At 44.3% G+C, this 16346-nt stretch carries 10 protein-coding genes; 1 reads left to right on the top strand and 9 read right to left on the bottom strand.

Annotated elements, in window-relative coordinates; translation table 11 throughout:
* Positions 1-182: 182 nt before the first annotated feature.
* The 7 genes from MHH89_RS26725 to qoxA form a co-directional block, all read right to left on the bottom strand.
* The gene (locus MHH89_RS26725; RefSeq protein ID WP_076309545.1) at positions 183-2204 is read right to left on the bottom strand and encodes a hypothetical protein; all 2022 of its coding nucleotides are present in this window, start codon (positions 2202-2204) and stop codon (positions 183-185) included.
* A complete protein-coding gene (locus MHH89_RS26720; RefSeq protein WP_036680830.1) occupies positions 2179-3081 on the bottom strand; it encodes an ABC transporter ATP-binding protein in 903 nt (300 codons plus the stop codon). Before MHH89_RS26720 ends, MHH89_RS26725 begins: the two co-directional genes overlap by 26 nt.
* On the bottom strand, positions 3074-3463 hold the full coding sequence (locus MHH89_RS26715) for a GntR family transcriptional regulator (protein ID WP_036680827.1): 390 nt from the start codon (positions 3461-3463) through the stop codon (positions 3074-3076). The genes MHH89_RS26720 and MHH89_RS26715 overlap by 8 nt, the downstream gene beginning before the upstream one ends.
* A 1309-nt stretch (positions 3464-4772) precedes the next feature.
* Positions 4773-5063 (bottom strand): cytochrome aa3 quinol oxidase subunit IV, encoded by a 291-nt coding sequence (gene qoxD, locus MHH89_RS26710; RefSeq protein ID WP_036680878.1) that lies wholly within the window; start codon positions 5061-5063, stop codon positions 4773-4775.
* Between the two features lie 4 nt (positions 5064-5067).
* The gene (qoxC, locus tag MHH89_RS26705) at positions 5068-5664 is read right to left on the bottom strand and encodes a cytochrome aa3 quinol oxidase subunit III (protein ID WP_042124373.1); all 597 of its coding nucleotides are present in this window, start codon (positions 5662-5664) and stop codon (positions 5068-5070) included.
* Positions 5661-7604: a cytochrome aa3 quinol oxidase subunit I gene (gene qoxB, locus MHH89_RS26700; protein ID WP_076129582.1), complete on the bottom strand. Its 1944-nt coding sequence runs from the start codon at positions 7602-7604 to the stop codon at positions 5661-5663. The genes qoxC and qoxB overlap by 4 nt, the downstream gene beginning before the upstream one ends.
* Before the next feature lie 38 nt (positions 7605-7642).
* On the bottom strand, positions 7643-8662 hold the full coding sequence (qoxA, locus tag MHH89_RS26695) for a cytochrome aa3 quinol oxidase subunit II (RefSeq protein WP_036680822.1): 1020 nt from the start codon (positions 8660-8662) through the stop codon (positions 7643-7645).
* A 487-nt stretch (positions 8663-9149) separates the two neighbouring features.
* Between qoxA and MHH89_RS26690 the strand changes: the two genes are divergently transcribed.
* Complete coding sequence (locus tag MHH89_RS26690; protein WP_076309544.1) at positions 9150-10286, top strand: polysaccharide deacetylase; 1137 nt, start codon at positions 9150-9152, stop codon at positions 10284-10286.
* Positions 10287-11737: 1451 nt separating this feature from the next.
* On the opposite strand, the gene MHH89_RS26685 is transcribed toward MHH89_RS26690, so the two are convergent.
* Together MHH89_RS26685 and MHH89_RS26680 are read right to left on the bottom strand one after the other, a co-directional pair.
* Positions 11738-13444: a methyl-accepting chemotaxis protein gene (locus MHH89_RS26685; RefSeq protein WP_076220303.1), complete on the bottom strand. Its 1707-nt coding sequence runs from the start codon at positions 13442-13444 to the stop codon at positions 11738-11740.
* 202 nt (positions 13445-13646) lie between these two features.
* Positions 13647-16211 carry a DUF4430 domain-containing protein gene (locus MHH89_RS26680; RefSeq protein ID WP_076309543.1) on the bottom strand — a complete coding sequence of 855 codons (2565 nt, stop codon included), beginning with the start codon at positions 16209-16211 and terminating at the stop codon, positions 13647-13649.
* Between the last annotated feature and the right edge of the window lie 135 nt (positions 16212-16346).

The raw sequence follows: 16346 nt of genomic DNA, 5'->3' as shown, positions 1-16346 counted from the left end.
TTACCAGTTAATACAGCGATGTTATTTTACCGGAACGAATATACTGGTTCAGAGGCTGACCTGAAAGTTCCATTTCATCCTTCTCCTATCTCCAAAAGCATAATCCAACTATCCAGTTTATGTCAACCAGTAGTCTTTTATCTGTAATCTTTTACTTACCTTATTCTTAACTTATTCTTAACTTATTTCAGCAATGCTTTCAATTCAGGCGTCATATCCGATTCTTTTAACATTACGAAATCGCTGTAACCCTCTTTGTACATCAACTTCACAATGTAGTTGCCATTCTCAACACCATAATGGAAATGATGGTCCAAAATATCTGTTAATAATGTCTTATCCTTCGTAACAGCCGTACGATTCTTTTCGCGTGCAAGCGCTACTCTTTGTTCAGGACTAGTAGGGTTCTTAGGTGTTTGCTCGTCCATATAATCATCTTTTATAATCTCTGCCGATTGGATATCTTCAGCTGTTATTTGTATTTTATCGGCATAACCTTTTTCGTTCATCCACTTTTCAAGCTCATGGAAAGAAGATTTCCACGGATAATAATAACCATAATCTGTAATAACTTGATTACTGTTCTCTTTTGTCTTCACCTCTACTTGGATATTAGCCACATCAGGTTTTCCGTCCTTATCTATTTGTACTTCGTAGGACATATTCGAAATTTCGCGTTTGATAATCTCCTTTAGCTCTGAAATTTCCCCGGGATCAGAAATGGCTACTTTTTTATTCCTGTTAGTAACCCACATAAAATCCAGGTCTTTGTCTAAGAGAGCTAAATCATACTTTTCATACTTGTAAGCTTCGGTATCCTTAACCGCCTCGAGCTCTGATTCAAACCCCTTATTAGGGATCCAGTATTCCCTCACTAGCTTATCGCCGTTCTCCAATTGATAAGCCAGAGTAAAATATTCATAAACGTATTGTCGTGAGGTAAGTTCTGGACGTACTGCAACTACCGCTTGATGGAGTTTACGGACAGCTTCTATATAATCTTTATCATCGGAAAAAGGGTTCTGCCCCATGTAGGGTGTAGTGTACAAATCATCCGTTGGGGTATACAACCGGTAGTTAGCTCCCATATATACACCGCTAATCTTATCACCGGAAGGCACTCTGGCTTCATACCCCGTAACACTTGATACCGGGATATACAGAAGTAACCCTATCATTACCGCATAAACTGCAAACTCAGCTACCATTTTACGCGTCATAATCTGCCATGTTTTCCGAACAATCATTTCTGCGGCAACATAACCAATAATGGCTCCGATGGCATATCCACCAATCACCCAGCCCATTTGCTGTTGCTTCATTTGCGCAAAATAATTACCGGCAATAAGCATGGCACATAACATAACCCCTGCTTTAAACAGTGGGTTGAAATATCCAAAGGCAATAGCCTGACCCGCTTTTTCCGTATTACGTTTACGGTATAACAGGTACGACAACCCGATAAATAGAAGTGCCAATACCCCATAAATCCATAATTCTGTATTGGTGAAGGGTTTGCCGGTAAAATAATACACGATATGAACAAAAGGAGACCATATCTGCGAAATAGAATCACGCAAGTTAGAGTTTGCATTTGCATATCCATAAAGATACATAGCTAAATGGCTGTGGATTAATGAGATCAGTACAGCAGGAAGAATAAGCAAAATATAAATGATAATTCCCTGAAGAATAGATTGGCCCGTACATATTCCCACAAAAACACTAAAGCAAAAGAGGAACAAAGTCAGAATACTAACTGTAATACACCATTGCCAAATATCTGCGCCTTGAAAAATATAAAAATTACCACTCCACGGCTTAACAACGGCAACCACCCCAGCAGTTAACCAAACAGGCAGCAATAGTAAGGTAAGTCCACTCGTCAGATGAGCTGTAAATAAATGCTCTCTGCGTAAAGGCAGGCTATGCCAAAGATCTGCGGGTGATTTTGCCTGAAGGTATCGGAATAAGAATAGTCCTGCGGCAACTGGGATCGTAATGATAAACAAGGCTTGCACACTACCAGCTATGCGAAATAAATGATCAACTTCCTGCGGTTTTGCATCCGGATTGCTGCTCATGAAGAGCTGTAATGGAAGTGCAAATAATAAGCCGAGTGCATATATAATCCCTATCCAGCCATGCTGGCGGAAGTTCTGGCGAAAAATACTGCTATTAAAGTAGTAATGGCTGCGCGTCATATCCGACATCCCCCATTTCATAAATAAAGATCTCTTCTAACGTTAATGGAAGCAAATCGAATACGTATGGCTCGTACACCTGAAAAGCCGCTTTGATCCGTTCACGATCCCCTTTTACAATATATAGGTTCACACTTCCCCGGCGCTCTTGATGCAGAACTTGTAGCTTGGCAGCTAACGGAATCTCATGCCGTTCATCCCGAAACGCCACTTGAATCTTATGTGTATCCGCCTTAAGATCATCCAGATCCTTCTCAATCAACATCTTCCCACCATGCATAATCCCAACATGATCGCACAGATCTTCAATCTCACGAAGGTTATGGGAAGATATGATTACCGTCAGCTCGCGTTCAGCAACCTCCTGAAATAGCAGGTTTTTGATCTGACGCCGCATCACCGGATCTAATCCGTCAATCGGTTCATCCATAATCAGCACATCCGGCATACAGCTTAAACATAACCAAAATGACGCTTGCCGCTGCATCCCTTTGGAGAAACGACTGAGTTTGCGTTTTTTATCGAGCTGAAATACGGTTCCCAAATCTTCAAAACGCTTCTGATTCCAGCTCGGATAAATCGAGCGATAGAAGGCCGCCATTTGCAGCATGGTGGATTGTGGGAAAAAGTAAGGAGCATCCGGCATAAAAATAACCCGTTGCTTAGTCGTCGGGTGTTCGAATACCGCTTCACCATCCACCCGCACGGTCCCCTTATCTGGAGAGTAGATGCCCGCCAATGTTTTGAGCAGCGTTGTTTTGCCTGCGCCATTAGAGCCGAGCAGCCCATAAATTGTTCCTTTATGTACCGTTAAAGAGATATCGTCGACTGCCTTCTCGCCTTGAAATAATTTGCTGACTCCCCGAATCTCAATCATCACTCTTCCCTCCTTCTCTTTGCTTCTCCACTTGTTGGTACAAAGAACTAATCTCAGCTGCGGTGAACCCAAGGTATACCGCCTCCGCCATCAGCCTCAGCAACTCGTTCCGGACTTCCGCTTTTTTGATCGCATTTTGTTCTTTTTTCATCGGGGCTACAAAACTTCCTTTCCCCTGTAATGAATAGATATACCCCTCACGTTCCAATTCACGGTAAGCCTTCTGAATCGTATTGGGATTCACGGTTAGCTGCTGGGATAACGTCCTTACAGAAGGTAGCTGTTCATCCGTCTGCAAAATACCATGCAGAATCATCTCCTTGACCTTATCGGTCAGCTGCTCATAAATCGGCTTCCGACTACGAACGTCCAGTTCGAACATAACCTTCCTCCTTCCACTATCTTGCATTAAATCCATTATGGTGTGTATTAACTGTACTACTATTATTAATACAGTTTGATTTATATGTCAACAAAAAAATCCCCAAGATTATCCTTTGGGATTTATCTATTCCTTGCTATTAATCAAAATTACGTCCAATCGCGCCGAGCCAATCTCGTCCACAATAGTTTTAGTACCCTGATGACGCTGATTCCAGCTTTTAAGCTCATCTGAGTCCGACAGCTCCGAGCCAACCTCATCCCCCGTGGCTTTCGGACTCAGATGACGCTATTCGTACATTATCCGCCTTTTGAGCGAAGTTTCGGACTCCAGTGCAACTATTGCCTAGAGAGACGCTCATTTGGGGGAGTTTTTCATGCCAATAGCGGCTATGGGGTCCCTTAGAATTCCAGATACCGTTGATTCCAGCTTTTAAGGTCACCTGAGTCCGACAGCGCCGTGCCATCCTCATCCCCCGTAGCTTTCGGACCCAGATGCCACTATTCGCACATTTTCCGCCTTTTGAGCGAAGTTTCGGACTCCTATGCAGCTATTGCCTAGAAAGGTGCTCATTTTGCGCATTTTTCACACCAATAGCGGCTATGGGGTCCCTTAGAATTCCAAATGACGCTGTTTCCCGCTTTTAAGGTCATCTGCGTCCGATTACGCCAAGTCCCCTTATCCCCGCTAGCTTTCGGACCCAGATGACGCTATTCGCACATTTTCCGCCTTTTGAGCGAAGTTTCGGACTCCACTGCAGCTATTGCCCAAAAAGACGCTCATTTCGGGCGCTTTTTACACCAATAGCGACTTTGGGGTCCGTTACCACTCCAAACGCCGCTGTTTCCTGCTTTTAAGCTCATCTGAGTCCGTCGCACCGAGCCAACCTCATCCCCCGTAGCTTTCGGACTCAAATGCCGCTATTCGTACATTATCCGCCTTTTGGGCGAAGTTTCGGACTCCAGTGCAGCTATTGCCTAGAAAGGCGCTCATTTTGGGCGTTTTTCACACCAATAGCGGCTTTGGGTTCCGTTACCACTCCAAACGCCGCTGTTTCCCGCTTTTAAGGTCATCTGAGTCCGACAGCGCCGTGCCATCCTCATCCCCCGTAGCTTTCGGACCCAGATGACGCTATTCGCACATTTTTCGCCTATTGAGCGAAGTTCCGGACTCCAGTGCAGCTATTGCCTAGAAAGGCGCACATTTCCGGGCATCCGCTACAACAAACCTCCTAAATAAACGCAAAAAAAGAGACGCCCCTAAGCCATTTTGGCTTTAGAGACGTCCCTTTGAGTATTAGTGACTGTAATTAAGCATACCAGCCCCATACGAAGATGAAGAGCGTACCGAATATCGTAACTAGACCAACGAATAAGGCATAGGCGATATTGATGTAAAGTTCTTTCTTGGTATCTGCTGATTCACCAATATGCATGAACAGGAAGAGCTGCAAGGAAGCCTGAATGAGGGCTGTAACAAGCAGGATAGCCATGTTCGCAGTGTTGGATAGATCAAGGTAGATTACAGCAAGTGCAGCCACAGAAAGGACAAGAGAGGCTAAGAAACCCATCACATGGCGAATTGGAAACAATTGCTTCATCATGCTACATCAGTCCTTTCAGATAGACGAAGCTGAAAATAAAGATCCAGACAACGTCCAAGAAATGCCAGTACAGCGAGAAGATAAAGGATTTATTGGCCGTAGCCGGATTAATACCTTGACGCTTCAACTGGATTAGAATAGCCGCACCCCACAGGAACCCGAACGATACGTGAGCTCCGTGTGTTCCCAGCAGTACAAAGAGACTGGATAGGAAACCACTGGTTTGAAGTGTAGCCCCTTCGTGAACATAAGTGACAAACTCCGTAATTTCAATACCAAGGAAGCCGAGACCCATTAGAAGGGTTAGTCCGAAAAAGACCATCATGGCTTTTTGGTAACCATGCCGCATGGCATGAACTGCAAGACCAATCGTGAACGAACTTGTCAGCAGCAGCAATGTTTCGATCATTACTGGACCAATTTCGAAAAGATCCGGCCCGCTAGGGCCGCTGGCAAAACGGTCTACCATTACAAAGTAAACAGTGAACAATGTAGCGAACAGTGCAATCTCCGCTCCTAGAAAAACCCAGAAGCCAAAGATTTTATTACTATTCTCTTCTGTTGAGTATTCAAGCGGCTTAGACGCATCTATTTTCATACTGTCTCACCCCGCAATTTCTTTTCAGTAGCAATAACTTCTTCTGCTGGGATGTAGAATCCGTGATCCCGATCAAAGGACATAGCAGCTAGAACAATGAGGATACCTACTCCAGAGAGGATCGCTGGAATCCAAAGACTGAAGACCAGAGAGAACCCTGCAATGAAGAAGATAACACCCAGAACAAATGGTTTTCCTGTGTTGCTAGGCATATGAATCTTAGTAATCTTATCTTCAAAAAGCGGTACTTTATCTTGTTTAGCAGACCAGTAAGCATCGCGTGTTTTTACATTTGGAACCACTGCGAAGTTGTACGCTGGAATCGGGCTTTTCGTTGCCCATTCCAAAGTACGTGCATCCCACGGATCTCCATCAGTATCTCTTGGTTCGTAACGAGTACTCCAGTAAATGTTATAAACCAGGATTACAAATCCAATAGCGAGACCGATCGCACCTACGAATGAGACCATACTCAGCGGGCCAAATCCGGTATCCGCAGAATAGGTGTATTGTCGGCGGGTCATACCCTTAAGTCCGAGAATAAACAGCGGGAAGAACGATACGTTAAAGGAAATGATAATCCACCAGAAGGCATGCTTGCCAAGACGTTCATTCAGACGGAAACCGAATACTTTAGGGAACCAGTAATGGAACCCTGCGATAACGGCGAAGACCGCACCTGGAATAAGAACGTAGTGGAAATGGGCAACCAGGAACATCGTATTATGGTACTGGTAATCGGCACTGGCCATAGCCAGCATGACACCTGTTACCCCACCAATCGTAAAGATCGGAATAAAGGCCAGGGTGTATAGCATAGGTGTCGTAAAGGTTATTCGCCCTTTTCGTAAGGTGAATAGCCAGTTAAATATTTTCACACCTGTTGGTACGGCAATGGCCATGGTTGTAATCGAGAAGAAGCTGTTAACCATAGCACCTTGACCCATTGTATAGAAATGGTGAGCCCATACTAGGAAGGACAAGAGGGAAATGATCAACATACTGAATACCATGGATGTATATCCATACAGGTTCTTTTTAGAGAAGGTGGCGATAATTTCACTATAAATACCGAATGCCGGTAAGACAACGATATATACTTCAGGGTGACCCCATACCCAGAACAGGTTGGCCCATAACATATCCATACCGCCATTGGCCATCGTAAAGAATTGAGAGCCGAACAACCGGTCGAACATCATCAACGCGAGTGCAACCGTAAGCACAGGGAATGCGAATACGATAATTACGTTGGTGATCAATACGGACCAAGTAAACATCGGCATTTTCATCAACTTCATGCCTGGTGCACGCATTTTCAGAATCGTTACAATAAAGTTAACGCCTGTGAGGAGCGTACCAATACCTGAAATTTGTAGTGCGAGCGAGTAATAGTTATTACCCACCGTTGGACTGAACTCTAAACTTGCTAGCGGGAAATATGCGGACCAACCAGCATCTGGCGATCCCCCGATAACAAACGAAATGTTAAGCAGCATAGCTCCAAAGAAGAAGAGCCAGAAGCTGACAGCATTCAGACGCGGGAAGGCAACGTCTCTAGCACCGATTTGCAGCGGAACGATAACATTCATCAGACCGATAATAAACGGCATGGCCATAAAAAGGATCATAATCAAGCCGTGTGTTGTAAATACCTCGTTGTAATGCTGTGCGTCAAGAAATTTCATGTCCGGGGCTGCTGTTTGCAGCTTCATCATAATAGCGTCAACGCCGCCGCGGAAAAGCATAAGCAATGCAGCGAGGATATACATAATCCCAATACGTTTGTGGTCAACAGTAGTCAACCATTCGCGCCATAAATATCCCCATTTTTTAAAATAGGTCAGGCCGACGATAATCCCGATTGTAGCCAGAACAATACTTGCCATAGCTCCGTATATCAGGGGTTCGCCGTGGACCTTAAATTTATCCCAATCCATTAGGAATCGCTCCTTTCAAGTTGTTCAATTAACATTGACTAGTGTCCGTCATGTGTTGTGCTCTCTTCTAATGGAGAACTAGGTGTCGGCTCATCCAGTTCTGGATTAGGCTCGGTGTTGAATTCCGTCTCGCTGGATGGTGCTGGAGTCGGGTGAATTTCTTTATTATCCTGATGCTCCATACTTCCGTTATCCGTATCCATTTCAGTGCCACCATTACTCATATGGTCACCATGGCTTCCCGGAGGCGGGCTGAAGGATAAGTGAGTATTCGTATACGTTTTACGTCCGACATGTTCCATTTCCAAAAGACCTTTAAATTCATCTTCCGTCAGTGGACCCGCCGTTTCTTTAACGTCTTTCACCCATTCCTGATAGTCCTTATCTGTCATCGCAAGTGTTTCAAACTCCATGTGGGCAAAACCCTTACCATTAAAGTTCGCATTTCTTCCGACATAAGAACCTACAGTATCAGCTGAAAGATGCAAGGTTGTGATCATGTCGCTCATCGCGTATTTTTGTCCTCCCAATTGTGGGATCCAAAGACTTGAGATCGTACCGAAAGAATACAATCTGAACTCTACAGCGCGGTGAACTGGAATGTTAACGTAGTTTACTGTTTCGATACCTTCTTCTGGGTAGCTGAAATGCCATTTCCAGTTAGAGGAGGAAGCATAAATTACAAGCGGTTTCTGATCTTTATAATCCGCTGCAACATTTTCTACATCTACTGTTGTTTTGACGGTGACTACGGAGAGGAATGCCACGATAATAATCGGAATGGTAATCCAGATAGCCTCCAGCCATTTGTTTCCTTCCTCGTGAGGAGGAATATAATCTTCGTTGCTTTTTTTAGCACGGTATTTCAAAAGCACAAAGACATATAAGATGTAGACAACTGCCAGAACGCCGAGCATCATAACAATGGAGAGAATGATCGTGTCAGATAAAGTTCTTGCAGCCGGCCCCTTCGGATTCAGAACAGCGATTGAACTGCATCCTGGCAAGAGTAAAATTAGGCTGAGAAATAAAGCGTATAACGGTCCCTTTTTGTTCATGCTTAAGCTCCTTCCTTCAATACTTCTTTTATTAACCCTCAACATTAACCTTAATATATAGTAAGAATTTATGGGGAAGAAAGCAAAAGACTTATTTTTCCATTTAGCCTAAAAAAGACCTTAATAATGGCGAACAAGTTAAATATGTGTGATCAATTTGTTACAAGTTTCTAATAGTATGATAAAGATCACTGTAACGGCGCTGTTTATGGGTTGAAAAATTCCGTTCAAACTTTGTTCAATAGTTTACTAAAGTTGCTAATTTAGACACATCTATTCTGCGCAAAACAGGGTGATTTTAACCATTTTTTGTTGATGCGCCAGTATTTAGCCGGAGTCGCGTGCTTTTTATGATTGTGGTTGAAATCACAGTTAACTTCTAAAAGGTAACAAATTATTCTGCTGGGGGTTACAATCTCTCAAATTTCATTCTATCAATGTATGATAAGGTAATAGACAAATATACATAGATAGGAGATTTTTGACGATGTCTTTAAAGAAAGTATGGCTATTATTAATCGTATTATTCATTGGTTCCGGATCAATACGAGCGATAGATTCAGTGAATGCAGCAGGTGCAGGCTCCCTTAGGTTAGGTGTGAACGATAAGTTAACAACTATTGAAGCAGTTTCGGTAAAAGATACCTATTACGTTCCTCTACGTGATCTATCACAGGAACTTAAGTTAACGCTAACTGGAGTGAGCGATGGGATAAAAGTTACAGGTCAGAACAGATCAATCAAACTGCTGAATGATCATGCAACAGCTACTCTAGGCGATGGAAAGACCATATCCATGAGTACATTTTTGAAAAACGGAAAAACAATGGTTCCACTGAAATTGACCTCTTATCTTGGTTTTGGAATTTCCTTTAAAGCAGATCAATATTTATTGCGTGTAAAAGACGGCTCGGCTACATTAGATGATGCAACATTTGTAAGTAAGTTTAAAAAGGAATTGAAGCCAAGCGCAACTCCTGGAACTTCTACGCCAACTGTTGGGAAGCAAGGTAAGAGCGTATACCTCACCTTTGATGATGGGCCAACGGCTACAACTTCTACATTGCTTGATATTTTGGCAAAATATGATGCGAAGGCAACTTTTTTCATGATCGGACCGAATATGAACCAGCATACTGCGCAAGTGAAACGGATTGCGAATGAAGGGCATGGTCTCGCATTGCATGGAATGACGCACCGGAAAGAGAAGTTTTATGCTTCACCTGCGGCTGCGCTGGGAGAGATGGATAACGATAATGCCATTTTGAAAAAGATTACAGGTCAAAGCACTACACTGATTCGTCCTCCTTATGGAAGCAAGCCTTATTTCACAAAGGCCTTTAGAGATAAAGTCTTGGCTCAAGGTTATCATCTGTGGGATTGGAACGTGGACTCAGAGGATTGGAAATACAAGGATGCTAGTACGACGATCTATAATTCGGTAATGAATCAGGTTCATAAGCTGCAGAAATCGCAGACCAATCCAGTGATTCTGATGCATGATCAAAAAGCTACACTTAAAGTACTTCCGCGTATCTTAGAGTCATTGAAAAAAGAAGGCTATACATTCCACGTCATTAGCTCAGATCTGAAACCTCTGAATTTCTGGAAGGATACACGCTGAGTTTTTTTGAAAAAATCAAGAGGGAATCCCAACAGCTGTGAACTAGCTGTTGGGATTCCCTCTTTTTTCAGGTCTTGAACTAAACACTAATTTTTGTTTAATCCGATCACATTCATGCTCCCGAGTTTTTCTATCGGACCCAGATGACCTTAATTGCTGGATTTGCCTCTATTTCGGGTGCTATCGGACCACATAGCCGCTATTGGTGCAAAAAACACCAGTTATCAGTGTTTTCCACACCAGCTGCACTGGAGTCCGAAACTTTGCTCCAAGGGCGATAAATGGGCAAATAGCGGCTGCTGTGTCCTAAACTTCGCTCCAATGGCGACAAATATGCGAATAGCGGCTACTGTGTAGTCCGAAACTCCACTCCCAAGCCACTAAATGAGCGAATGGCGTCTGCTGTGTCCGATAGCCTGTGGGGATGAGTATGGGCCCGCGCTATCGGACGCAGATGACCTTAATTGCTGGATTTAGCTATATTTCAGATGCTAGCGGACCTCATAGCCGCTATTGGTGCAAAAAACACCAGTTATCAGTGTTTTCCACACCAATAGCTGCATTGGAGTCCGAAACTTTGCTCCTATGGCGATAAATGGGCAAATAGCGGCTACTGAGTCCTAAACTCCACTCCCAAGCCACTAAATGAGCGAATGGCGTCTGCTGTGTCCGCCAAACCAGTTAGAATGAGTATGAGCCCACGCTATCGGATCCAGATGACCTTAATTGCTGGATCTAGCTATATTTCGGATGCTATCGGACCTCATAGCCGCTATTGGTGCAATAACCACCAGTTACCAGTGTTTTCCACACCAATAGTTGCACTGGAGTCCGAAACTTTGCTACAAAGGCGATAAATGGGCAAATAGCGGCTACTGAGTCCGATAGCATATGGGGATGAGTATGAGCCCACGCTATCGGACGCAGATGACCTTAAACTGGGGAATATCAAGTAGACAGTGTGTTTGAAAAACTAGAGATCAGCCGGGAACACTAGGGGTACGGGTTACGGGTTACGGGTTACGGGTTATGGGTTACGGGTTACGGGTTACGGGTTACGGGTTACGGGTTACGGGTTACGGGTTACGGGTTACGGGTTACGGGTTACGAGGTACAGGTTACGAGGCACAGGGTACGAGCATACCGATCATCTCCAAGGTTTTTATTGTTTCCACGCCTCCGTCTTTCCACTAGTGTCGCTGGAGATCACATAGCATATGTTTGCCCGCAACCTGCTGAGATCAACTTACATCTCTCCCCCCTGACCTGCTGAAACCAGCCTACGTCTATACGCTCCTGACCTACTGAGACCAGCTTACATCCCTCCCCCTTGACCAACTGAGATCGGCTGGCTCGTACTTGTCCCAATCTACTATAACCACAAACAGCAGAGCAGCGATCTCCGTTACTGGAGAACCGCTGCTCTGCTGGTTTTAACAATATTATGAAGCCTATAGTTTGAAGCTGGACAATGTCTTTTGCAGATCTTCTGCGAGCACCGCTAAATACTGAGCTGAAGCCGACATTTCCTCCATTGCGGATAGTTGCTCCTGACTCGCTGCACTTGTGTCCTGAACACCTTCTGCACCTTTACTAGATATAACGTTGACCTGTTCCATAGCTGCTGCCACACCTTGTGATTCCATGGCGACATGAGCAACCGCTTCTCTAATCTCCGCTGTCTGTAAGGTAGCTTCTTTAATGGAAGTCTGAATCTCATGAAAAGCTTGAGATACCAGATGACTTTGAACTACGCCATTGGTGACTAGCTCAGTACCCAAAGCCATGGATTCTACTGCGCTTTCGGTTTGCTTTTGGATATGTGTAATAATATCTGTAACCCGCAAAGAACTATTTCTAGTTGCTTCCGCCAGATTACGAATTTCTCCAGCAACTACAGCAAATCCCCGTCCATGCTCACCAGCCCGTGCTGCTTCTATAGAAGCATTGAGCGCAAGCAGATTCGTCTGTGTAGCAATACCGTTAATCGTTGTAATAATTGTATTAATCTCTTGTGACAATGTCCCTAGATTAGAAACAATCTCCTGACTCTGAGTTACACTGAGGTCAATTTCCTTCATCTGCACAATGATTTGGTCTACAGCCTCTACTCCACGATCCGATGAACCGGAAACTACTCCCATTAGATCCGACATTTCATAGCTGCTGCCCTCTACGGCTGCAATATCATTGGTCATTGCTTTTATAGAACGTGTTGTATTGTTAATGCTCTCTGTCTGCTCATCAAATCCCGCAGCAATCTCTCCAGAAGATACAGCGATCATTTGTGAAGCCAATGAGGTCTGCTCAGCACTAGCGCTCATCTCTTCCGATGAAGCTGACAGCAGTTCTGCACTCTCTGCAATGCCTTGCATCATCTTCCGCAAGCCCTGCAGCATATTGTTAAATGAACTGTTAATTTGGCCGATCTCATCCTTGGCGGTGTACGTTGCTACCACGGTCAAATCTCCATCTTCTGCCCGCTTCATTAGTCCTTGCAGTTCTTTAAGCGGTTTTGTTATCAGTCGAATGATTGCAATACTAATCACGATACAAATCACCCAAGCGAACGTAATCATTAAGGTATTGTTTACCCGCATGCTTTTAGCGGTTGCCATGGAACCTGAATTGTGTTCATCAGCATCTTTAAGCAAAGAATCACTAATTCCTTTAAGCAGGTTGATCATTTTTTCACGGGATTCGTTAAATTCGCCTGAAAATACTTTATAGGCCTCTTGATTATGATTACTATCAGCAATCTTTATAATGTTATCCCGCTGTGCACGATAATCTGGCAAAAAGGACTCATACTCTTTGATTTTACTTACAATAGCAGGATCATTATACTGAATCGCTTTCACCTTGTTCATAAGTTCATTATTATCTTGAACCTTCACTTGGATACTCTCAGAAAGTTCTTTGTTTTTGCTGGCATCAACGCTAATCAAACGCTCCAAAAGATAGGATTCAATAGCCCTATTATTCGTACGCATCTGCCCTACGTAAGAAACAGGCAATAAATTTTCATTATATGTCTCATTTGTCTTTTCGGCCATTTTGTTCATTGTGATGATGCCTATGCCCCCTACAGCATTCACCATAATTACTGCGAATACCAAAAGCAGCCCTATTTTGTATTTCACTTTCAAATTTTTCATCTACACTCCGCCTTCACATTATCTTATGATCTATCTATTTTTATCGGTCGGAAGGGCTAAGAGTTTGATGATTTTTAAAATATTGTGTCGAATAAAAGTATATATTGTCATAAAACGACTTTCCTCAAATAAAAAAGGGCGGGCACCCGATCCGCTATTACTCCGAATCCATGTGTGCCCGCCTAATCAAACTTCCTCTTCCTTATTCTCCCGAGGTATAGTACCAGTACAAAGTATCACCGTTCTGCAAAATATAACTGTCTGCACTGATGCTTGGATCCGCATCCCGGTTCGTTTTATACTTCCATCCGCTGCTTGGACCTCCATCAAATTCAGCCAACCCGTCAATAGATTTCACGTAGATGCTTCCAGCGTTGCCGGATGATACTACCTTAGTCCCTAATTGACTGACTAGTAAGCTATAAGCCGTTTCGCCCTCTTTTAGAGCTACTGTTGTACTGGCTAGGATGGTTCCTTTCCGGCTATCTCCAATCACTGAGAGGGTAGCGGTAGCTTTTGCTGGAGCAATAACAGACGATCCGACAGTCAGAGACTGAGTATAACGCGCTACGCTCGGTACGCTATCTTTAGCATAACCGGTAACAGTTATTGTATAGCTATTTGCTGGGAGACCCCCATCAACAACAGCCATACCTTGTTCATTCGTGATTACCTTCTTATCACCAACCGAAACCTGCACACCTGCAGCCGGTGAGATAACCGGATCAGAAGTGAAGCTTTCCTGATTCCACACCCACTTTTTCTGTGAAACCTTTACAGTAAAAGCTTCATTAGCTTTTGGCTGTGATGGGGAAAGCACCACAGCATCTACAACCTGTGTATTTTCTCCTGCATAATAGACAAGCACACGATCGGATTCCTGTAGTTCGAACGCATCCATACCCACACTTGGATATATCCACTCCCCGCCGCGTGATACCACGAAGCTCCACCATCCGTCGTAAGTACCTTGCGAAACTCCATGGATACCTGATACAAAGTTGCCATAAGACGATTTGGTGATATCTACTTTAAAATCATCGGTAGACCCTAGTTGTTGCAACGCTTCAAGGGCATTGGAGGCTTTCAAAGTCCCCTCACTAATCAACCCTTCCGGGCCTTCAACGGTTAGCGAAGCTGTTACATTCTTAGAAATCACTTTTAGAGCTTTTGTATATTTAGCAATCGTTGGGGCTTTGCCTTCACGGTAGCCAGTTACAGTCAGTGTATAGTCACCTGCGGGCATATTTCCTGAGAATACGGCCTCACCTTTAGCATTCGTCGTTACCGTCTGAGCTCCAATTTGGACCTGAACACCCGCAGCTTTTGCAGTTACAGGAGAGGAAGTGTTCGTAGCAGCGTCCCATTTCCACGTCTTACTAGTTACAGTGACGGTAAAGGAATCGCCCTCTTTAAGATTTGCTTTGGAAAGCGTAACGGAATCCACAAGCTTAGTGTCATCTCCGGCATAATAAACCAGTACCTGATCTGAATCTTTAAGTACAAAATCACTCATGCCTACATCGGGATTAATCCATTTTCCGTCACGTGATACAACATACATCCATCCGTCATAACCACCAAAGCTTCCAGCAGCAATACTTCCGATGCCAGTCACATAACTGCCCGAAGGATTTGTGATCGGCAAGTTCGTTTGAAGCGCCAGCTTCTCTAACGCTCCAAGTGCGTTGCCAGCATAGGCGTACCCTTGTGCCAACGTGGCCTGTGGTCCCTCAATCGTTACTGGAGCGTAGATGAGTGAGCTCTGAATGGAGGATTTGGAAAAATCGTATAGCTTACTGTTGCTTCCTTTATATAGCAAATTATAGGCAACCAGCGCCTGAAGACCTTGCTCTGTCGCCAGAATATTACTGCTTCCACCACGGCTATGGGTGAAGCTACCATCAGCTAGACGATAGCTAAGCAGGTTCTCCATTAGATCCACTTTGTTTTTGGTGTATTCTAATCCACTAGGATCAACTCCGAAGGAGGTGAGTCCAAGGATTGCTTGTGCGCTACTTTCAGCACTGTCACCGTAACCCCCATGGCTATCTTGAGCTGTAGATAACCAAGCTACGGCTTGTAGCCCTGCTAAGTAGGCTTCGGGATTATTTTTATGTGCCGCCAGAGCCGTCAAGGTTATCGCTGTCATATCAGGCTCACTTGCACCTGAGGTTAGTGCAAAGCCCCCATCCGGATTCTGTTTGGAGAGAATCTCCGTAAGGAGCTTATCCGCCGTCCATTTCGCGTCACTTGGGATATTATATTTACCAGAATCCAGCGCAAGTAAAGCATATACCGGATTATTAAGCGTCTGTTCACTGAGCTTGCTATTATTATAAATTTTCTCAATCAGATTATAGCCAGGAGTCGTTCCGTTACCAGCAAAGCTAGTAGGATCTGCACCAATCGCTCTCACTGCGAGCACGATTCGAGCATAATCGGTTACATTGGTGAAATCGCCAGCTGCATCCTTTACTTTTTTCTCAAGCTCTGAAAGGTAACTAGCCGGCAGCTTGTACCCTGCTTGCGCTAATCCAATGGCTTGCCAATCCGATTGCACGCCACCTTTCAAGAGATATTCTGCAGCCGCATAAGTCGCATCCGCAACATTAATCCGCTCCGCAGCAGTTGCCTCCAGACCGGCGCCAGCGCTCGCTTCTGCAAATATTTGTCCCGCCGGAGCAAGAGATGTTCCTAGAATTGAAATGACCATGAATAAGGCCAGCCCAAGTGCTACAAACTTGGAAGACATGATTTTCTTCATTGTTTAACCTCTTTCTGTATAAGAATGGGTACTGCCGGGAATAAGACGCATAACATAAAGACCGCCCCTTTGGAGGGCGGTCAGGGAAGATTACAAATTGAGGCTGCGGCGCTTGCTTCCTGCCAACAGTCCATC

It is taken from the genome of Paenibacillus sp. FSL H7-0323 (assembly GCF_038002725.1).
In the GTDB taxonomy this organism is placed as follows: domain Bacteria; phylum Bacillota; class Bacilli; order Paenibacillales; family Paenibacillaceae; genus Paenibacillus_AQ; species Paenibacillus_AQ odorifer.
This window is presented reverse-complemented; position numbering and strand designations above follow the sequence as displayed.